19 protein-coding genes are annotated in these 19709 nt (G+C 73.2%); 11 read left to right on the top strand and 8 right to left on the bottom strand.

The features are described 5' to 3' along the window. Positions 1–108 precede the first annotated feature (108 nt). From ACFVGY_RS26290 to ACFVGY_RS26280, 3 genes are all read left to right on the top strand, one after another. The gene (locus tag ACFVGY_RS26290; RefSeq protein WP_385681377.1) at positions 109–1449 is read left to right on the top strand and encodes a flavin-containing monooxygenase; all 1341 of its coding nucleotides are present in this window, start codon (positions 109–111) and stop codon (positions 1447–1449) included. Positions 1450–1779: 330 nt separating this feature from the next. Beyond that, complete coding sequence (locus ACFVGY_RS26285; protein WP_385681375.1) at positions 1780–4014, top strand: acetate--CoA ligase family protein; 2235 nt, start codon at positions 1780–1782, stop codon at positions 4012–4014. A gap of 271 nt (positions 4015–4285) precedes the next feature. Further along, positions 4286–5176: an enoyl-CoA hydratase/isomerase family protein gene (locus ACFVGY_RS26280; protein ID WP_385681373.1), complete on the top strand. Its 891-nt coding sequence runs from the start codon at positions 4286–4288 to the stop codon at positions 5174–5176. Between the two features lie 24 nt (positions 5177–5200). Here ACFVGY_RS26280 and ACFVGY_RS26275 read toward each other — a convergent pair whose 3' ends face one another. Continuing rightward, the gene (locus ACFVGY_RS26275; protein WP_385681371.1) at positions 5201–5998 is read right to left on the bottom strand and encodes a VOC family protein; all 798 of its coding nucleotides are present in this window, start codon (positions 5996–5998) and stop codon (positions 5201–5203) included. Between the two features lie 304 nt (positions 5999–6302). On the opposite strand from ACFVGY_RS26275, the gene ACFVGY_RS26270 reads away from it, so the two are divergent. Beyond that, complete coding sequence (locus ACFVGY_RS26270; protein WP_385681370.1) at positions 6303–6962, top strand: flavin reductase family protein; 660 nt, start codon at positions 6303–6305, stop codon at positions 6960–6962. A gap of 186 nt (positions 6963–7148) precedes the next feature. Here ACFVGY_RS26270 and ACFVGY_RS26265 read toward each other — a convergent pair whose 3' ends face one another. From ACFVGY_RS26265 to ACFVGY_RS26255, 3 genes are read right to left on the bottom strand one after another with little or no spacing between them, the layout of a single operon-like run. Then, entirely contained in the window at positions 7149–8216 is a 1068-nt protein-coding gene (locus ACFVGY_RS26265; protein WP_385681369.1) for a Zn-dependent alcohol dehydrogenase, read from the bottom strand. Positions 8217–8220: 4 nt separating this feature from the next. Beyond that, entirely contained in the window at positions 8221–9540 is a 1320-nt protein-coding gene (locus ACFVGY_RS26260) for an acyl-CoA dehydrogenase family protein (RefSeq protein ID WP_385681367.1), read from the bottom strand. A 15-nt stretch (positions 9541–9555) separates the two neighbouring features. Beyond that, entirely contained in the window at positions 9556–10476 is a 921-nt protein-coding gene (locus tag ACFVGY_RS26255) for an SDR family NAD(P)-dependent oxidoreductase (RefSeq protein ID WP_385681365.1), read from the bottom strand. A 108-nt stretch (positions 10477–10584) separates the two neighbouring features. Between ACFVGY_RS26255 and ACFVGY_RS26250 the strand changes: the two genes are divergently transcribed. Next, positions 10585–11511, top strand: coding sequence for a cyclase family protein (locus tag ACFVGY_RS26250; protein WP_385681363.1), 927 nt, complete (start codon positions 10585–10587; stop codon positions 11509–11511). Here the strand turns inward: ACFVGY_RS26250 and ACFVGY_RS26245 are convergent. Beyond that, positions 11430–11963, bottom strand: coding sequence for a hypothetical protein (locus ACFVGY_RS26245; RefSeq protein WP_385681361.1), 534 nt, complete (start codon positions 11961–11963; stop codon positions 11430–11432). The two genes, ACFVGY_RS26250 and ACFVGY_RS26245, sit on opposite strands and share 82 nt — an antisense overlap. Before the next feature lie 92 nt (positions 11964–12055). Beyond that, positions 12056–12481 carry an ATP-binding protein gene (locus tag ACFVGY_RS26240; RefSeq protein ID WP_385681359.1) on the bottom strand — a complete coding sequence of 142 codons (426 nt, stop codon included), beginning with the start codon at positions 12479–12481 and terminating at the stop codon, positions 12056–12058. 339 nt (positions 12482–12820) lie between these two features. On the opposite strand from ACFVGY_RS26240, the gene ACFVGY_RS26235 reads away from it, so the two are divergent. From ACFVGY_RS26235 to ACFVGY_RS26210, 6 genes are all read left to right on the top strand, one after another. Then, positions 12821–13672 carry a Scr1 family TA system antitoxin-like transcriptional regulator gene (locus ACFVGY_RS26235; protein WP_385681357.1) on the top strand — a complete coding sequence of 284 codons (852 nt, stop codon included), beginning with the start codon at positions 12821–12823 and terminating at the stop codon, positions 13670–13672. A 4-nt stretch (positions 13673–13676) separates the two neighbouring features. After that, positions 13677–13874, top strand: a complete 198-nt coding sequence (locus ACFVGY_RS26230; protein WP_385681355.1) for a DUF397 domain-containing protein — start codon at positions 13677–13679, stop codon at positions 13872–13874. 343 nt (positions 13875–14217) lie between these two features. Then, a complete protein-coding gene (locus ACFVGY_RS26225; protein WP_385681353.1) occupies positions 14218–14553 on the top strand; it encodes a hypothetical protein in 336 nt (111 codons plus the stop codon). A gap of 309 nt (positions 14554–14862) precedes the next feature. After that, entirely contained in the window at positions 14863–15594 is a 732-nt protein-coding gene (locus ACFVGY_RS26220) for a hypothetical protein (protein ID WP_385681351.1), read from the top strand. Between the two features lie 139 nt (positions 15595–15733). Beyond that, positions 15734–16996: a sensor histidine kinase gene (locus ACFVGY_RS26215; protein WP_385681349.1), complete on the top strand. Its 1263-nt coding sequence runs from the start codon at positions 15734–15736 to the stop codon at positions 16994–16996. Then, the gene (locus tag ACFVGY_RS26210) at positions 16993–17694 is read left to right on the top strand and encodes a response regulator (protein WP_385681347.1); all 702 of its coding nucleotides are present in this window, start codon (positions 16993–16995) and stop codon (positions 17692–17694) included. Before ACFVGY_RS26215 ends, ACFVGY_RS26210 begins: the two co-directional genes overlap by 4 nt. A 203-nt stretch (positions 17695–17897) precedes the next feature. On the opposite strand, the gene ACFVGY_RS26205 is transcribed toward ACFVGY_RS26210, so the two are convergent. Together ACFVGY_RS26205 and ACFVGY_RS26200 are read right to left on the bottom strand one after the other, a co-directional pair. Continuing rightward, a complete protein-coding gene (locus ACFVGY_RS26205; protein WP_385681346.1) occupies positions 17898–18368 on the bottom strand; it encodes an ATP-binding protein in 471 nt (156 codons plus the stop codon). A 289-nt stretch (positions 18369–18657) separates the two neighbouring features. Next, a complete protein-coding gene (locus ACFVGY_RS26200; protein WP_385681344.1) occupies positions 18658–19707 on the bottom strand; it encodes an acyl-CoA dehydrogenase family protein in 1050 nt (349 codons plus the stop codon). Positions 19708–19709: the final 2 nt, after the last annotated feature.

Here is a 19709-nt window from a genome sequence, read left to right as displayed (position 1 = left end):
ACCCCCTCCGACGGATCAACGCTCCACACCCACCGTGACCGATCCGCAATCGATTCCCTCCTTCCCCGAGATCCCCAACAACACTGTGTGTCGATACGCTCACTCCTCATGCCCGGAGTCCCCACCACCCCAGACCTGACCACCGACCCCCGCCCCGTGTACGTGATAGGCGCCGGGCCCGGCGGTCTCGCCGCGGCCGCCGCGCTGCGCGCCCGCGGAATCCGCGCGGTGGTCGTGGAGAAGACCGACACGGTCGGATCCTCCTGGCGCGGCCACTACGACCGCCTCCACCTGCACACCACCCGCCGGCTCTCCGCCCTGCCCGGCCTGGCCATACCCCGCCGGTTCGGCCGCTGGGTGTCCCGCGACAACGTGGTGCGCTACCTGGAGAAGTACGCAGAGTTCCACGAGCTGGAGCTCGTCACCGGTGTCGAGGTGACCCGCATCGAGCGCGCCCCGCACACCGACAGCACCAAAGACAACGAAACCGAAACCGACACCAGCACCGACGCAAAGCACCAGACCGAGCGCACCCGCACCACCAAGGCCGGCAGCCCCGACTCCGACGCGTGGCTCCTGCACGCGACCGGCGGGCGCGTGCTCACCGGCCGGGCCGTGGTCGTGGCCACCGGGTTCAACCACACGCCCGTGGTCCCCGACTGGCCGGGCCGCGACACGTACGGCGGGCAGCTGCTGCACGCCCGCGACTACCGGAACCCGGAGCCGTACACCGGCCTGGACGTCCTCGTGGTCGGCGTCGGCAACACCGGCGCCGAGATAGCCGTCGACCTCGCCGAGGGCGGTGCCGCGCGGGTGCGGCTCGCCGTGCGGACCGCACCGCACATCGTGCACCGCTCCACTGCCGGCTGGCCCGCCCAGCGCAGCGGGATCCTGGTGCGACGACTGCCCGTACCCCTCGTGGACCGGCTGGGCGCGCTCATCGCCAAAGCGTCCGTCCCGGACCTGTCGGCACACGGGCTGCCCCGCCCCGCCACCGGCCTGTACAGCCGGGTCAAGCAGGGGGCGATCCCCGTACAGGACGTCGGTCTGATCGACGCGGTCCGCGCCGGCCGGGTCGAGCCCGTCGCCGCGGTGGACTCCTTCGACGCGGCGGAAGTGGTGCTCGCCGACGGCTCGCGGATCACCCCGGACGTGGTAATCGCCGCCACCGGCTACCGGCGCGCCCTGGAGGGCCTGGTCGGGCACCTGGACGTACTCGACGAGCGCGGCCGGCCCCGCGCGCACGGTGCGCGCACCCTGCCGCACACACCCGGCCTGCACTTCACCGGCTTCGGCAACCCCATCAGCGGGATGTTCCGCGAGATGGCACGGGACGCCGAGAAGATCGCCAAGGTGGTGGCCCGCCGCCTCGGCGTCCGGCCCGGAGCCCTGGAGCGGGACGAGGCCCTGCCGGACACCGGCCTGCGCCCCGTCGACCCCCTCGCCTGAGCCCTCCCCGACACCCGGAAACCCTGAAACCCTGAAACCCGGCCACCCCAACACCCCAACACCTCGCCACCCCGGCGTCCCAGCACCCCAGCCCCCGGTACCCCAGCACCCCAACACCCCCGCCCCAACCTCGTCCGAATCCACCCCTGGACCCGCGCCTCCCGCATCTGTCACCGTTCCCTTCCACACATCTCCTCCACCACCTTTCCTGCGCCGCAGTGTTCCTGACGACTTGTCAGTTCAGTAGTCTGGGTCTGGCCGAGAATCTGACTGCAAGTCAGTAATCGCCATTGAGGCTGATCGTCCATCGAGCAGGGAGCGGGCGAAGCGATGCTTGGATCTACTCACGGCACCCTGACCACCGACTTCCGTGCGCGTGTCGAGGCCTGCGGGGAAACCCCCCGGGAGGCCGTGCACTCCACCGCACCGGCCTCCGCCGAGGACGCCATCGCCCTGGACGTGAGCGGACGGCCCCTGGACGCCGAGGTGCCGGACCTGGACCGGTTCTTCCGGCCCGTGTCCGTCGCCGTCATCGGTGCCTCCGACGCCGAGGGCAGGCCCAACACCGGCATCACCCGGCAGCTCATCGTCTGGGCGGAGCGCGTCGGCGCCCGGATCCATCCCGTGCACCCGACCCGCACCACCGTCTTCGGGCTGCCCTGCCACGCCTCCGTGGCCGCGCTGCCCGAACAGGTGGACCTCGCGGTGCTGCTCGTCGGCGACCCCGTCCCGGTGATCGAGGAGCTGGCCGAGGCCAAGGTGAAGTTCGCCGTCGCGTTCGCCTCCGGCTTCGCCGAGACCGGCGCGTCCGGCGCCGCCGCCCAGGCGCGGCTCGCCGCCGCGGTCCGGCGATCGGGCCTTCGCCTCCTCGGCCCCAACACCAACCTCAACGCCTTCCAGGAGTTCCGGGACGACCTCCAGGGCCCGGCCATCGCGCTGATCACCCAGTCCGGCCACCAGGGCCGGCCCGTGTACACCCTCCAGGATCTGGGCATACGGCTCTCCCACTGGGCTCCCACGGGCAACGAGGCGGACCTCGAAACCGCCGACTTCATCTCCTACTTCGCCGAGCAGCCCGAGGTCGGCGCGATCGCCTGCTATGTGGAGGGCCTCAAGGACGGCCGGTCGTTCCTCCTGGCCGCAGACCGGGCCGCCCGCAACGGGGTCCCGGTCGTCGCCGTCAAGGTCGGCCGCACGGAGACCGGCGCCCGGACCGCCGCCTCCCACACCGGCAAGCTCACCGGCGCCGATGCCGTCGTCGACGCCGCGATGCGCCAGTTCGGCGTCATCCGCGTCGACGCCCTGGACGAGCTCCAGGACACCGCCGCGCTGCTCGCCCGGGCCCGGCGGCCCCTGACCGACGGAGTGGTCGTCTACTCCATCTCCGGTGGCACGGGAGCCCACTTCGCCGACCTCGCCAGCGAGGCCGGCCTCCACCTGCCCACGCTCTCGCAGGCCAAACAGGACGAGCTGCACCAGTGGATCCCGGACTATCTGAACGTCGCCAACCCCATCGACAACGGCGGACACCCGGTCGGTGACTGGCGCGGCCGGAAGATCATCGACGCGATGCTCGCCGACCCGTCCGTGGGCGTGCTGATCTGTCCGATCACCGGCCCCTTCCCGCCGATGAGCGACCGGCTCGCCCAGGACCTGGTGGACGCCGCCGAGGAGACCGACAAGCTGATCTGCGTGGTCTGGGGCTCGCCCGTCGGCACCGAGGACGCCTACCGCACCACCCTGCTCGGCTCCTCCCGCGTGGCCACCTTCCGCACCTTCGGCAACTGCATCACCGCCGTGCGTGCCTACCTCGACCACCACCGCTTCACCACCGGCTACCGGTCCCCCTTCGCCGACGCCCCGCGGACCCCGTCCCCCTCGTACCGCAAGGCGCAGGCGCTGATGCGCCCGGGCCAGCAGCTCAGCGAGCACGCGGCGAAGCAGCTGCTGCGGGCGTACGGGATCCGGGTGCCGCGCGAGCAGCTCGTCACCAGCGCGGCGGCCGCGGTCCGCGCGGCGGGCCTGGTCGGCTACCCGGTGGTGATGAAGGCCTCGGGCCCGCAGCTCGCGCACAAGACGGAGCTCGGGCTGGTGAAGGTCGGGCTGACCTCGGCGAGCCAGATCCGGGACGCGTACCGGGAGCTCACGGACATCGCACGGTACGAGAACATCCCGCTGGACGGGATCCTCGTCTGCCAGATGGTGCGGCGCGGGGTCGAGATGTTCGTCGGCGTCACGCAGGACGCGCTCTTCGGCCCGACCGTGACGGTGGGGCTGGGCGGGGTCCTGGTCGAGGTGCTGCACGACGCGGCGGTACGGGTGCCGCCGTTCGGCGAGGACCAGGCCCGGGCGATGCTGACCGAACTGCGCGGCCGGGCCCTGCTGGACGGGGTCCGGGGGGCGCCCCCGGCCGATGCCGACGCGCTGGTCGAGGTCGTGCTGCGGGTGCAGCGGATGGCGCTGGAGCTGGGCGGTGTCCTGTCGGAGCTCGACATCAACCCGCTGATGGTGCTCCCTCGCGGGCAGGGAGCGGTGGCGCTGGACGCGCTGGCCATCTGCCGCTGACACCGCGGGCAGCGGCAACAGCGCGGCCCCGGCGGCCGGGACGCGGCCAGGCTGCCGCGCCGGTGGCGGGTCCGGTGGCGGGTCCGGTGGCCGGGCTGAGATCCCCCGTAAGAGCCGTACGGCAGCAGGCAGTCCGCGTAGGCCACGTACAGCCCCGACCGCATGTCCAGCCCGCACGGCGCATCCAGCCCGCACGGCACACACAGCCCGTACGGCACACACAGCCCGCGCAACCCGTTCCGTCCGCACCCCGAATCGGAGCAACTCCCCCATGACCGACTCCCCCCAAGTCGAACCCGCAGCGGCAACACGACCCCTCGACACATTGGTACTGCACCGCACTGACAACGGGGTCTCGTGGATCACCCTCAACCGCCCCGAGGCCATGAACGCCGTGACCTGGGAGCAGCGCGAACGCGTCATCGCGCTGCTCGCCGAGGCCTCCGCCGACCCCGCCGTCCGGGCCGTCGTCATCACCGCCACCGGCCGCGGCTTCTGCGCGGGCGCCGACCTGCGCGGCGCACCCGCAACCGGCAGCGCACCCGCAACCGGCAGCGCGCCGGCGGCCGGCGGCGCACCCCCAGCCGGCGGCGAGCGCGTCGCCGGCGACGTGGCCCGGATGATCCGGCTCGGGGCGCAGCGCCTGATCACTGCCGTGCTCGACTGCGAGAAACCGGTCGTCGCCGCCGTCAACGGCACCGCGGCCGGCATCGGCGCGCACCTCGCGCTCGCCTGCGACCTGGTCCTGGCGGCCGAGTCGGCCCGTTTCATCGAGGTGTTCGTCCGCCGCGGCCTCGTCCCCGACGGTGGCGGCGCCTACCTGCTCCCCCGGCTGGTCGGCCCGCAGCGCGCCAAGGAGCTGATCTTCTTCGGGGATGCCGTCCCGGCGGCCGACGCCCAGCGGCTCGGGCTCGTCAACCGGGTCGTCCCCGACGGGGAGCTGGAGGCCCGCGCGCGGGAGTGGGCCGAACGGCTCGCCCAGGGTCCGACCCGGGCCATCGCCCTGGCCAAGCAACTGGTCAACGCCTCCCTGGACGGTGACCGGGCGGCGGCCCTGGCCGCGGAGGCCACCGCGCAGGAGATCAACATGACGACGGCCGACGCGGTGGAGGGCGTGGCGAGCTTCGTGGAGCGCCGCACCCCGAAGTACCTGGGCCGCTGACCCGCCCGCCGGGCCCGCCGGCGGCTACATCTGCGGGTTGGGCTTCAGCAGGGCGAACACCGCGCCGAAGGGGTCCGCCAGCCACGCGATCCGGCCGACGTCCGGCACGTCCGTCGAGGGCATCAGCACCGTGCCGCCCGCGTTCACCGCGGCGGCCTCGGTCGCGTCGGCGTCCGCCACGTTGAAGTACGGCACCCAGCGCGGCCGCTCCCCGCCGCTCTCGCCGCCCGCCGCGTCGCCCATCGGGGCGATCCCGCCGAACGAGGCCTCCTTCTGGTCGCCCTCCTGGACGCTGAGCACCTGGTACGTCATCCCGGGCGCCTGCATCTCCTCGCCGCGCCAGCCGAAGAGCCCGCGGTAGAAGGTGAAGGCCGCGGCGGGGTCCGGCACGTGGAGCTCGGCCCACAGCAGGGTGTTCTCGGCGGACGCCACCTCGAACCCGGCCGTCTTCCCGGGCTGCCACAGCGCGAACTCCGCACCCTGCGGGTCCGTGGCCTGCGCGAGCCAGCCCTCCGCCATGGCGTCCTCCGGCTCCATGCGGATCGTCCCGCCGCCGTCCTTGACCGCCTCGACGGTGGACCGGATGTCCGGGGTCATGAAATAGACCATCCAGGCCGACCTCGCGCCTTCCTCGGTCAGCTGCCCCAGCCCGGCGACGGTCTTGCCGTCGCGCTGGAGGAAGCCGTACCCACCCGCGTCGGGCCCGGCGGAGGCGTGGGTCCAGCCGAAGACAGCGCCGTAGAAGGCGGCGGCCGCGGCGGTGTCGGGGCTGCCGAGGTCGAGCCAGTTGGGTGAGCCCTTGCTGAAGTCGGTTCCGAGCACGGTTCCTCCGGCGGGTCGGCGGTGCGGGTACGGGTACGGGTACGGAACGGGATACGGGTACGCGCACGGCGGTGCCGTCCGGGCGTCCGGGGACACCTTGCCGAGCCGGCGCGCGCGCCCGTCCCAGCAGCGCGCGCCACCGCCCCCGATTCACCCGTTCGGCGGACACGGGGGCGCGCCGCGCCCTCCGCGCCATGCGCCGCCCCGGGCCGATGTACACGGTCGGACAGAAGAGCACCGCCGAGACCCTGCCGTCCACCAACCCCTTCCCATCTGACGAACCGTCAGTTTCAATCGTCGTGTGATGGGACACGCAGGGATGGCGGCCACCGTCGTCCGATACCTCAGGTCAGTCGGCGCACCGGGTTCCGGCCCCGGCTCCGCCGCGTACGAGCCGGAGTCCGCCGTTCTGCCCCGTCCCGACCTGAGGGCCGTCGGCGAGGACGAGCGCGCGCCCGTCGGCCCCGCCGAGTTCCGGACCGTGCTCGGGCATTTCGCCAGCGGTGTCACCGTCGTCACCGCCCCGCCCGGGGAAGACGAGGGCGAGGGCGAGGGCGAATACGGCCCGGCCGGCTTCGCCTGCCAGTCGTTCGCCTCGCTGTCACTGGACCCGCCGCTGGTCGTCTTCATGGTGGGCCGTACGTCGACCAGCTGGCCGCGGATCGCCCGCGCGGGCGTGTTCTGCGTCAACGTCCTGGGCGCCGGGCAGGGCGAGCTGTGCCGCCGGTTCGCCGTCAGCGGCGCCGACAAGTTCGCCGGGGTCTCCCACTCCCCCGCCCCCGCGACCGGATCCCCGCTGCTCGACGGGGTGTCCGCCTGGATCGACTGCCGCATCCACGCCGTGCACACCGGCGGCGACCACCTGATCGTCGTCGGCCGGGTGGAGGCCTTGGGGGCGGTCGGCGACGAGGGTCCGCTGCTGTTCCACCGGGGGCGCTTCGGCCGGCTCGCGGAGGACGGCTGAGCCCCCTGCGTCACCTCCCGCGTCACCCTCCTGCGTCGCCCTCGGCCCGCCCCGCCCCGGCCCCCGGGCGTGGGTTCCGGCAGCGGTACGCCCCTCCGGTCGGCCGGAGGGGCGTACCGCGTGTGCGGCGGGAGCTCGGGAGCGAACCCGCGCCGGCCCCGGCATTGGTACAGCCCGTGCCTCCGTTCAGAAGGTGAGCACCCCCCGCGCCACCCGCCCGTGCTGTGCGTCGTCCACCGCCTTCGCGAAGTCCTCGACCGGATAGACCTCGGTCACCAGCTCGTCGAGCAGCAGCTGCCCCTTCCGGTACAGCTCCGCGTACAGGGCGATGTCCCGCTGCGGCCGGGAGGATCCGTACCGGCAGCCCATCACGGTCTTGTCGAGGTACATCGAGGACACCTTGAAGGAGGCCTCCTCCTCGAAGCCGGGCACGCCCAGCAGTACGGCCTGCCCGTGCCGGTCCAGCAGGTCGATCGCCTGGCGGATCAGCCGGACGTTGCCGACGCACTCGAAGGCGTGGTCCGTGCCCGTCGGGAGGATCTCCTTCACCGCCGCCGGCGCGTCCGCGACCGCCGAGGCGTCCACGAAGTGCGTCGCCCCGAACTGCCGGGCCACCGCCTCCTTGGCCGGGTTCGCGTCCACCGCCACGATGGTCGTCGCCCCCGCGATCCGGGCCCCTTGCAGCACGTTGAGCCCGATCCCGCCCGCGCCGATGACGACCACCGACTCGCCCCGGTCGACGCGGGCCCGGTTCAGCACCGCACCGACGCCCGTCAGCACGCCGCAGCCGATCAGTGCCGCTGACGCCATCGGGATGTCGTCGGGGAGCTTCACCGCCTGCACGGCCTTGACGACCGTACGCTCGGCGAAGGCGGAGTTCGAGGCGAACTGGAACAGCGGCTTCCCGCCGCGCGAGAACGGCTGCCCCGGCCTCCCGATGGCCTTGCGGCACATGGTCGGCCGGCCCCGGTCGCAGTCGGCGCAGGCCCCGCAGTTGGCGAGCGTCGACAGCGACACGTGATCCCCGGGCACCACGTGCGTCACCCCCGCCCCCACCGCCTCGACGACCCCGGCCCCCTCGTGCCCCAGCACCACCGGCGGGGGGAACGGGATCGTGCCGTCGATCACCGACAGGTCGCTGTGGCACAGCCCGGCCGCCGCTATCGCGACAAGGACCTCCCCCGGTCCCGGATCGCGGACCTCCAGATCGTCCACCACCCGGGCCTGCTTGCCGTCGAACACGACGCCCCTCATGCCTTCACCGCGCCTCTCTGGGCAGGCCGAGCACGCGCTCGGCGATGATGTCGCGCTGGATCTCGTCCGAGCCGCCGTAGATCGTGTCGGCGCGGGTGAACAGGAACAGGCGCTGGTCCTCGTCGAGTCCGGAGCCGTACGGGAGGTCCGGCGCCCAGGCCGCGGGCCCGGCCGTGGCCGCCGCGCCCCGGACCGCAACCGCCAGCTCACCGAGCCGCCGGTGCCAGCCGCCCCACAGCAGCTTGGCCACGCTGGGCGCACCCGGATCGCCGTCAGCACCGGCCGCACCGGCCGCACCGCCCTCACCGGCGGTGCCGTACGCGCCGCCGGTGCCGGCACCGCCGAGCGTGCGCAGTGCGTTCCAGCGCATCGTGCGCAGCTCGGCCCACTGGCGGACGAGCCGGTCGCGGAGTACGGGGTCCCCCGCACCGGGCCCGGCACCGGGCCCGCCGTGCGCGGTGGCGCCGTGCGCAGTGGCGGCGTACGCAGTGGCGGCGTACGCGGCCAGGACGCGCTCCAGCTCCGCCGCGAAGCCGATCTGCTGCACGAGGGTGGAGACCCCGCGTTCGAGCGCGAGCAGGCCCATGGCCACGGTCCAGCCGTCGCCCTCCCCGCCGACGACCTCGGCCGCGACCGCCCCGTCGAAGAAGACCTCGTTGAACTCGGAGGTCCCCGTCATCTGCCGGATGGGCCGCACCTCGATCCGGCCGGGCTGGTCCATCGGCACGAGGAGGAACGACAGCCCCCGGTGCCGCCGGGAGCCGGGCTCGGTGCGGGCCAGCACGAAACACCAGTCGGCGTCCCGGGCCAGCGAGGTCCACGTCTTCTGGCCGGTGACGCGCAGCCGGCCGTCGGCGGCGTCCCGTACCGCGGCCGTCCGTACGCCCGCGAGGTCGGAGCCGGCACCGGGCTCGCTGTACCCCTGGCACCACAGTTCCTCGCCGCGGGCGATGCCGGGCAGGAAGCGGTCCTGCTGCTCCCGGCTCCCGTACGCGATGAGGGTGGGGGCGAGGAGGTTCTCGCCGATGTGGCCGACGCGGGCGGGGGCGCGCGCGGCGGCGTACTCCTCGGCCCACACCACCTGCCCGGTCAGGGAGAGCCGCTGCTGCCCGTACGCCCCGGGCGGCAGGTCCCAGCCCTGGCCGAGCCAGCCGCCGCGGCCCAGTTCGCGCTCCCATGCGCGGCGCGGCCCCACTCCCTCGTGTTCGCTGCCGGGCCCGCCGAGTCCGGCGGCCTGCGCGTACGGGCCCATGAGGTGCCCGGTGAGCCAGGCCCGGGCACGGCCGCGCAGCTCCTCGTCCTCGGCGCCGAAGCTGAAGTCCACGGTGTGCCGCCCCTCCTAGGCGTTGGGGCGGCCCTTGGCGGCCGCCGCCCTGGCCATGGCCTCCAGCTGCGCGAGCATCGGCATCGGGTCGGTGCCGACGGTGCCGGGCAGGAAGTCGGCGATCTTCTGGGGGGTCCAGGGGCCCTCGGCGTATCCGGCGCGCAGTTCGCGCGGCTGGGCCCAGACGGCGATCTTCGGGCCGGCGATCGTGTACACCTGCCCGGTGATGCGTTCGCCGCCGGGGGCGAGGGCCTTGTCGCTGAGCAGGTAGGTGACGAGGGCGGCGACGTCCTCGGGCTCACCGATCTCCTTGAGCTCCATGGGGACGTTCGCCGACATGCGGGTGCGGGCGACCGGGGCGACGGCGTTGGCGGTGACGCCGTACTTGTGCAGGCCGAGGGCGGCGGAGCGGACGAGGGAGATGATGCCGCCCTTGGCGGCGCTGTAGTTGGCCTGGGCGACGGAGCCCTGGTGGTTGCCGCTGGTGAAGCCGATGAGGGTGCCGGAGCCCTGGCGGCGCATGACGGCGGAGGCGGCGCGGAAGACGGTGAAGGTCCCTTTGAGGTGGGTGGCGAGGACCGGGTCCCATTCCTCCTCGGACATGTTGAACAGCATCCGTTCGCGCAGGATGCCGGCGACGCAGACGACGCCGTCGATGCGGCCGTACCGGGTGAGTGCGGTGTCGACGACGCGCTGCCCGCCGTCCATGGTGGAGATGTCGTCGGCGACGGCGACGGCCTCGCCGCCCGCGGCGAGGATCTCCTTCACGACCGTCTCGGCTATCTCGCTCGTCGGTGCGCCGCCGTCGATGCCGACGCCGTAGTCGTTGACGACGACCCTGGCGCCCTCGGCTGCGGCGGCGAGGGCGACGGCGCGGCCGATGCCGCGTCCGGCGCCGGTGACCGCCACGACCTTGCCTGCCAAGAAGTTCCCCACGCCGACCCCTTCCCGCGGTTTCTGACGGACCGTTAGATTTTATGGGCAGTCGGACGCCGCCGCACAAGCCCGCCGCAGCCGCAATCGCGGCCGAGGAGTTGATGGACCGTGGCCCTGCCCGCCGAGTTCCACGAGATCTCCAAGCGCGTCAACAACTGGGGGCGCTGGGGCGCCGACGACGAGACCGGCACCCTGAACCTGATCACCGACGAGGTGGTACGGGCGGCAGCCGCCGAGGTGCGCACCGGGCGCCGGATCCCGCTGGCGCTCCCGCTGGAGGAGGACGGCGTCCAGGCGGGGCTGATCCCGGGGCGGATCAACCCCCTGCACACGATGGTGCAGATCAACCAGGAGCTGTTCGGCCCGGGCACGGTGGCGTGCAGCGACGACGCCGTGACCATGGGACTCCAGGCGGGCACCCACTGGGACGCCCTCACCCACGTCTCTCACTCCGGCCGCATCTACAACGGTCGCCCCGCCGACACCATCACGGCGCACGGGCGGGCGGCGTTCAGCGGCATCGACAAGGCCGCGCCGATCGTCTCGCGCGGGGTCCTGCTCGACGTGGCCCGCGCCAAGGGGCTGGACCGGCTTCCCGGCGGCCACGCCGTGACCCCGGAGGACCTGGTGGAGGCGGAGGAGTTCGGCGGGACCACGGTCCGGGCGGGGGACATCGTCCTGGTCCGCACCGGCCAGGTCCAGGTCTACCTGGCCGGCGACAAGCACGGCTACGGCTTCCCCTCCCCGGGGCTGTCGGTCCGCACCCCGGAGTGGTTCCACGCCCGGGACGTGGCAGCCGTGGCCAACGACACCCTGACCTTCGAGGTCTTCCCGCCGGAGATCGAGAACCTCTGGCTGCCCGTCCACGCCCTGCACCTGGTCGAGATGGGCATGCACCAGGGCCAGAACTGGAACCTGGAGGCGTTGTCCACAGCCTGTGCAGAAACGGGCCGCTACGCGTTCCTCCTCTCCGCCATGCCGGAACCCTTCGTCGGCGCGGTCGGCACCCCGGTCGCCCCGGTGGCCGTTCTCTGACCGGTGCGGACCGCGGAGACCGATGCAACGGCCCAGGCCGCCGCCCATACGGTGCCGACGAGCAGTGCCGCGAGCGCGGTGGGCAGGTGGGGAGGGGTGGGCCCCAGGCCCGGCGCCAAGCCGGCCGCGCGGGCGCCGAACCCGAGGACGCCCGCTCCCACCATCGCGATGCCCGCCCAGGAGGCGGCGAGCACCGGCCAGCGGATGAACCGGGTCCGCGGGAGGCGGAGGAGGAGCAGCGCCACGACGGCCATGAGCAGGCCCAGGCCCGCGTTGGCCAGTTGGGCGGTCGCGACGTCCGCGACGGCACCGTAGGCGTCGGCCGGTGCGGGGAAGCCCGGCATGCCGAGCTCGCCGTCCCTCGCCAGGTCCACCTTGCTGACGGTGTAGGCGAGGGCACCGAGGCAGGCGGTGAGCGCGGCGATCCTGTGCGTCGTGCGGAATCGGGGCATGGGTCCATCCTGCGGCGAGCAGCCGCCGGGCCGCGTCCTCCGCCCGTACGGACTCCCTCCCCCGCACGGGGGAGGAAGCCGCGCCCCGCAGCTCACACCAGCCGGAACCACACCGCCTTGCGGTCCGGCCGGGCACTGACGTCCCAGTCGTCGGCGTACGCCGCGACGAGCGCGAGACCGCGGCCGTGCGCATCGAGCGGACCCGGGAGGCCCTTACCGCGGCCGGAGGGCCACCGCTCGACCGCCGAGTCGTACACGGAGACCGTGACACGGCCTCCGACCAGCACCAACTCCACGGCGATCTCCGGCGTGTCCGTGTACCGGTGGGCGTTGGTCACCACCTCCGAGGTGCACAGCCGTGCCCGGTCCGCGAGCTGCGGGTGTCCGGCGCCGCGCAGGATCGACACCACCCAGTCCCTGGCGATGCGGGGTGTGTCCGGTCGGCTCGGTGCGACCATGCGGTAGGTGAGGCCCTGTTCTGCCGCGGGCTCGATGGGGATCAAGACGCTCGTGTTCATGCTGCCCCTCCCAACGCGATACGGGTTCGCGCGCCCCGCCGTGCGCTGCGTGCCGTGGCTCCGGCCGCCCCGGGCAGGGCGCGCCCGGGCGCGCGCCCGCGGCGGCCCGTGGGGCGCCTCGCGGGGGGGGGGGCGGGGGGGGCCCCGGGGGGGGGGGGCCGCGGCGGCCGGCGCGCCCCGCCAGCGGCTGCACTTCGGCCTCGTCGCTGTGCGGCGTGGTGCGGGCACCGACTGTAGCCGGTCCGTCATGGAGGTTCTACGCTTTCAGTAAGACGGGTGCGACGGGTGGACCCTGCTCCCGGCAGCACGCCAAGATGAGAGCCGACAGAGGGGAAACCGATGCCGCCAAGGAAGGCTCCGACCGCTCGGCAGCGCCGACTGGGTAGCGAGCTTCGCAAGATCCGGGAACAAGCCGGCATCTCGATGACCGAAGCCGCGTCCCAACTCAGCACCGACCGAACCAACATGAGCAACGTCGAGAGCGGCCGGTTCGGCGTCAGCAGCGAACGCGTGCGCACGTGGGCGAGGCACTACGGCTGCCCCGACCCGGCCTACGTGGAAGCACTCGCGGCCATGGCCGAGGAGCGCGGACGAGGCTGGTGGGACGACTACCGCGACGACCTTCCAGCGAGCCTGCTCGACCTGTGCGAACTGGAGCACCATGCCGCGGCGCTCCGCAGCGTGCAGATCATGCACGTTCCCGGGCTACTCCAGACCGAGGAGTACGCACGCGCCGTTTTCGAGGAGGCAGTTCCGGCCCTGCGGCCCGTGGACCTGCGACGCTACCTGTCACTGCGGATGCGGCGCCGCGATGTACTCGACCGCAAGGACACTCTCAGCTGTAGCTTCCTGATCCACGAAGCCGCCCTGCGAATGCGGTTTGGCAGCCGGAAAATCACGGTCAACCAACTCGCCTACCTGCTGGAGCAGTCCGAACGGGACAACGTAACCGTCCGAGTGATCCCCTTCGAGGCCGGCGGCTTTCCCAATGCGGGCGGACCGACGCTCTACGCGTACGGGCTGGTGCCCCAGCTCGACACCGTTCAGACCGACGTTCCGACAGGGTCCGTCCTGCTCGATGCCGAAACGCGCCTTGCCAACTACCGGGCGGTGCTGGACCGGACGGAGAAGCGGGCGTACGACCCTGAACGGTCTCGTGATTTCATCCGCGAGATGGCGCAACAACTGTGAAGGCGTGAGAAAAGTGGAAATCAACTGGCGCAAGTCCTCCAAGTCGGCAGATACGGGCAACTGCCTCGAAGTGGCGGTGAAGGACGGCGAGGTCCTGATCCGCGAGAGCGATGACCCCGGCGTCATCATCCGAACCACCCGGGCGAAGCTCCGGGCGTTCCTCGACGGCGCCGCCGCAGGCGAGTTCGACGACCTCGCCTGAACAGCACGACGCCCTTCGCGACCCCCTGCCCACCCAGGCCAGGGGGTCGCGCCGTGCCCGCTCATCACTGCGGCATATGCCAGTCTCACCCGTTAGACGTCAAACCATTGCTACCGATCTGTCGACAGCGTTAGCGTCTGCAGTGCGCCGCCCGAAGCCGACTGGGCAGCGCAACCCTCCTCAGCCCTGCGCCAGTTGGGGAGGGCGCATCGTTGCCCCCTCCCCGCTGCTCGCATCGGCCAGGAGGGGGCAACCCGCCGCACGGGCAGGAGTACCGCGCATGTGTCGCACCAGCCATGACCACCCGCCCCCACCCTCTCCCCGAATGCCGCGGGACTGCACGGTGGGGATCCACACCGGGTACTGGTTCGAGGCCGTCTGCTACCGGGACGGTGGCGACCGGTGTCCCGAACTGCTGTACCGGACCGTGCTGGAGACACCGGAGAGGGCTATCCGGCTGGTCCGGATGCAGATCCGGACCACACACCCCTTCGCCCTGTCCCCCGCCGAGGTCGACCGTGCCCTCGCCTGGGCCGACGGCGGCGGGCGCGTACAGGCCCTCGCCGCCCTGCACCGCGGCGAGCCCGCCGGGTTCAGCATCGTCCTGCGTGACGGGCGCAGGCCCGAGTGGCGCGTCCAGCCCGTTCGGCACCTCACCCTGGCCGTCGGCCACGCGTGAGGAGAGGGCCGCACACGGACGCGGTCACCCACTGGAACTCGCCGAAGCCGCGGCCGCGCAGCCGCCGTTGCCGTCCGCGCTACCGCGTCCCACGAGCAGACTCTTACCGAATGATGACGTGGCCCCGGCGCGGCTCCCGCAAGGCCGCGCCGGCATCTAGCGTGGTCGGCATCCCCTGGTGAGTCGGTCCGGCGCAGGCCGTGCCGATCGGCGGTTGGACTTCGGAAAAGCCGACATCGCCGGAAAGGCGCGAAGATGACTGTTGAGACCCTTCCGGTTTGTGCCTACCCGGAATGCACCCACCCTCCCGTGGCGCCGACGCCCGATGCCCCGACGCCCCGATACTGCGCTCACCCGGACCACAACGCGCTGGGGGCGTTCCGCGCCTTCCGCGCCAGGAGGCAGCAGCGCAAGGAAGAGAAGCGGCAGGCGGCCGAGCTCAAGAAGGCGGCCACGGCGGCGGCCGCAACGGCCCAGGTGCCGGGCATGACCGTCGCGCCCCAGGCCGACGCGGCTGCACAGGCCCCGCAGGACGGTTCCGGCGGCCGCGAGGACCTCGTGGCGCTCCTGACCCAACTGGCCACGGAGCTGCCCGGCTACCTCGAAGAACTGGCCGTCATCACGGACTCGGCCGCCGCCGAGGCGCGCATCGAGACGGTGGTCAAGGCCTCGACCCAGCGCACCCTGGCCGCCGAGGAGCGCGCGATGCTGGCGGAGGAGGCCGTGGAGATGGCCATCGCCGAGCTGGACGCGGCCAAGCAGCAGTTCGAGGAGGAGACGGAGAAGATCCGCAACGAAGCCGCGCAGCGGGTCGCCGACGTCGAGTTCGTGCGTGCCGAGCTCGAACGCTACCGGGATCGCGTCGCCCACCTCGAGGAGCGTCTCGACAAGGTCCGCGACGAGGCGGACGCGGCCCGCAGGGAGCGCGGCGGCCCCGCACCGGAGGCCGAACGCCACGCAGCCGAGCCCGCTGCCTGCTCCTGCGGCGCGGGAAGCGCCGGCCAGTGCGCGTGCGCGGTCGTGGTTCCGCAGCCGATGTAGCCGAACGACCCGCCGGCACGGCGCGGCGCGTCCCTGCCCGGGCCCAGCCCGCCCGGGCAGGGATGCGCGGCGGCTCCGCCTCCGGGATGCAGCCCACGGACCGATGTCCCGCCTGCGGGGCGGTGGTTAAGTTCGTGGCATGGAAATCTCACGGGGGAAGGCAGAAGGCGGTGCGCGGCAGGTAGGGGCCGGACACCGGTGGCAGACGGCGGCGCTCTGGGTCGGGGCCGGGCTGATCACGCTCGTGCTGTCGAACATAGTGCTGCGGGTACCGCTCGGGGTCGGCGATCAGGTTTTCGGGCCGGGGCCGCTGCTCGTCGTGATCGGGCTCGCGGTCGCCGCGGTCCTGGTACGGCGGGCGCCGCTCGTCACCCTTTCGCTGATGCTGCTCACCGCGTGCGCACTGATATTCGTGACGAACACGCCGGAGATGACGTTCGTCCCGGTGCTGGCCGGCGCTGTCGCGCTCGGTCGCGTCGCCTCCTCCCGGCCCCGGCGGGTGGCACTGACGGCGGTCGCCGTCACGGTGCTGGCCGTGCTCCTGGGGCAGCTCGCTCGGCCCATCCTCGGCGGACCCGCGCTCGTGCTCGCGCAGAGCCAGCTGCCGATCGTCGTACTGGCCTGGCTGATAGGCGACTCGGTGCGGCGCGGCCGTGAGTCCGCCGCGCAGGAGCAGGCCCGGGCCACCGAGCAGGCCCTTACCGAGGAACGGCTGCGCATCGCCCGCGAGCTGCACGACCTGGTCGCCCACAGCATCGGCATCATCGCCATCCAGGCCGGGGTCGGCAGCCGCGTCATCGACAAGCAGCCCGCGCAGGCCCGCGAATCCCTGCAAGCCATCGAGGCCACGAGCCGGGAGACCCTGGCGAGCCTACGGCGCACGCTGGTGGCGCTGCGCCGCAGCGGGCCCGCCCCGCTGGCCCCCACGCCCGGCCTCGACGGACTGGAGGAGCTCGCCGCCGCGACCGCGAGCGACACCGGGGTCGAGATCGAGGTGGTCCGGTCGGGCGAACGACGGCCCCTGCCGCAGGACATCGAACTGGCCGCGTACCGGATCGTGCAGGAGTCCCTGACCAACGTCGTCCGGCACGCCGGGGCCGGCACCTGCCGGGTGGCCGTCGGGTACGGGCAGGGGGAACTGGCCCTGGAGATCACCGACGATGGGCAGGGGGCCACGGTGGAGCACTCCGGCAGCGGGTTCGGGATCACCGGCATGCGGGAGCGTGCCGCTCTGCTCGGCGGCCGGTTCGAGGCCGGGCCCATACCCGGGGGCGGCTTCCGGGTCACGGCCGGCCTGCCCGTTGACCCGGCCGGCCCACAGGACACCGAGGGCGAGGACGAGGACGAGGACCACCGCAAGCACGAGCACGAGCACGCGTACGTGAAGGAGGGGAAGCGATGAGCGGCAGCATCCGCGTCCTGCTGGCCGACGACCAGCCGCTGGTGCGGTCGGGGCTGCGTGTCCTGATGGCCGACACCCCGGACCTGGAAGTCGTCGGCGAGGCTGCGAACGGCGCCGAGGCGGTCCGGCTCGCCGCCGAGCTCGATCCCGACGTGGTGGTGATGGACATCCGGATGCCGGAGATGGACGGCATCGAGGCCACGCGTCAGATCACCGCCGCCCGCCCGGGCGGGCGTCAGGGCCGGGAGGGGGCCGGAGCCCCGGCCGGGGCTGGGGCCCGCGTGCTGATCCTGACCACCTTCGACGAAGACGACCACGTCTACGGGGCGCTGCGCGCCGGCGCGAGCGGCTTCGCAGTGAAGGACATGGCGCTGGACGACATCCTGGCGGCCGTCCGCGTCGTCGCCTCCGGTGACTCTCTGCTCGCACCGGGCGTCACCCGGCGCCTGATAGCGGACTTCGCCGCGGCCCCGGCGCCCGCCCCGGAGCGGGTCCCCGTCGTCACGGAGCGGGAGCAGGAGGTCCTCACACTCGTCGGACGGGGCCTGTCGAACAGCGAGATCGCGGAGAGCCTGTTCATCTCCATCGCCACCGCCAAATCACATGTGGCGCGGCTGCTGACGAAGCTGGACGCCCGCGACCGGGTCCAACTGGTGATCAAGGCCTACGAGATGGGGCTCGTCAGCCCGCCACGGTGACGACCGCTCAACCGTCGGAGCGGAGCCGGGCACGCCCGGGTGCGGTACAGCGGGTGGCGGCGTACAGTCGCGCACGCCCCGAGCGCGGCACGGCAGCCGCCACCCCCGCGACCCGCACTCGTCAAGGCCTGCCCTTGGCGTCCCCTCGCGACGAATCGCTCCACACCAGGGTGATCAACAGTTGACGAACCGTCAACACCTCGTTAGAGGTACACGCGCGGTTCCCGGTTCGACCCGAAAGTTTCCCGCGGGCCGTCCGTGCAGGTCGGGGCGCGGCCGCCGGCCCCGTCCGCCCGGTCGACCTCGCACCAGATCCGCTTGCCCGCGCCCTCGCGCTGCCAGCCCCACCGGTCGGCCAGCCCGTCGACCAGCTCCAGCCCGCGCCCGCCGGTGTCCTCCCCACAGGCCTGCCGCCGAGCCGGGGCGCGGTCACTGGCGTCCGCGACCTCCACCCGCACACCCGGCCCGCCGAACAGCATCCGCAGGACGGCCGGACACCCGGTGTGCACGACCGCGTTGGTGACCAGCTCGGAGATCAGCAGGATCAGCGTCTCGGCGAGCGGCTCGTCGTCCTTTATCCCGCACCCCGCCAGCCGGGAACGCGCCCACCGGCGGGCCCGGCCGACCTCGGCGGGGTCCGGTCCTACCTCCAGCTGCACCTGAAGCACCTGCACCGCTCACACCATCCGAACCGGCGGACACGTCGCCTTGTGACAGGACGGGATCACCGAACGTGACCCCTCTGCAGAGCAGCATGGTTGACGTACAGTCACCACAACAAGCGCTTCGGGCATATTCCAGCGCGAAGAACGAGGCCTGGTGCATACTGTGCGGCGCTCACGCCGCGCTACCGCTCGCATTCCCGGGAGCGTACCGGAGCAGTCCCCCGCATCCGGGCCGCATGGGGCCCAACCAAGGACACAAACCGATATCAACTCTCCGTAATCGGACATGCGTCCCGCGTCAGGGCCCCGCGGTGGCCAGCAGATCGGCCGCCAGCGCCTCCTCCGCCTCGCCGGCCGTCCGCCACTGCTCGGCCCGCAGCCAGGCCCGCTTCAGGTGCAGGTGGACGTCGGCCTCCCAGGTGAAGCCCATTCCGCCGTGGACCTGGAGGCAGTCCCGCGCATTGCTCACGGCGGCCCCGTCCGCGAGCAGCTTCGCCCCCGCGATCTCCCCGGGGTCCGCCGTCACCGCCGCCGCGTAGACCGCCGTACGGGCCACCTCCGCACGTACCAGCATCCCCGCACACAGGTGTTTGACCGCCTGGAACGCCCCGATCGGCTGCCCGAACTGCTCGCGCTCCTTCGCGTGGCGCACCGCCAGCTCCAGGGTGCGCAGGGCACTGCCGAGCTGGAGGGCGGCCGTCAGCAGCGCGCCCTCGTCGCCGTACGCAGTCGCCCGCCCCTGCGTACGCCCCTCCGCCCGCGCCTCCGCTCGTCCCTGCGCCCGTCCCTCCGCGTCCGCCCCGGCGGCGTCCACGGGTGGGGGCACGCGGTGCAGCGGGGTCAGGGGATCCGCCGAGCGGACCGGCTCACCCGTGCGGAGCAGTGCCGCCGGGGGCACCGCCGACCCGAGCACCGCGTCCGCCTCGCCGAGGTGCGTCACCAGCGCCCCGCCCAGGTCGAAGGCCGTGACCACCGCGGTACCCTGCGCCGCGCCCGGGACCGTCCCGGCCGCCAGGTGCGTCGCCACCAGCGGCCCCGGCAGCAGCGCCCGCCCGGCCTCCTCGAAGACGAGCACGGCCTCCGCGAGCCCGAGCCCGACCCCGCCGGCCGCCTCCGGCAGCCGCAGCGCGAAGAAACCGGCCTCGCCGAGCTCCCGCCACAGCCCCCGGTCGACCACCGCCCCGGCCGGACCGCCTGCCGGACCGCCGGCCGCGCCGCCCGCCGGGCCGCTGCCGCCCACCGGGCCGTCCACCGCGGCCCGCAGCACCTCCCGCCCGTACCGCCGCGCCAGCAGCTCCCGTACGCCCGCCCGCAGGTCCCGCTGCTCCTGCGTCGGCTGGAAGTCCATGC

Origin of the sequence: Streptomyces sp. NPDC127106 (assembly GCF_042677605.1) — a bacterium.
GTDB lineage: Bacteria > Actinomycetota > Actinomycetes > Streptomycetales > Streptomycetaceae > Streptomyces.
The sequence above is the reverse complement of the archived record's forward strand: the minus strand, read 5'-3'. Positions and strand labels throughout refer to the sequence as shown.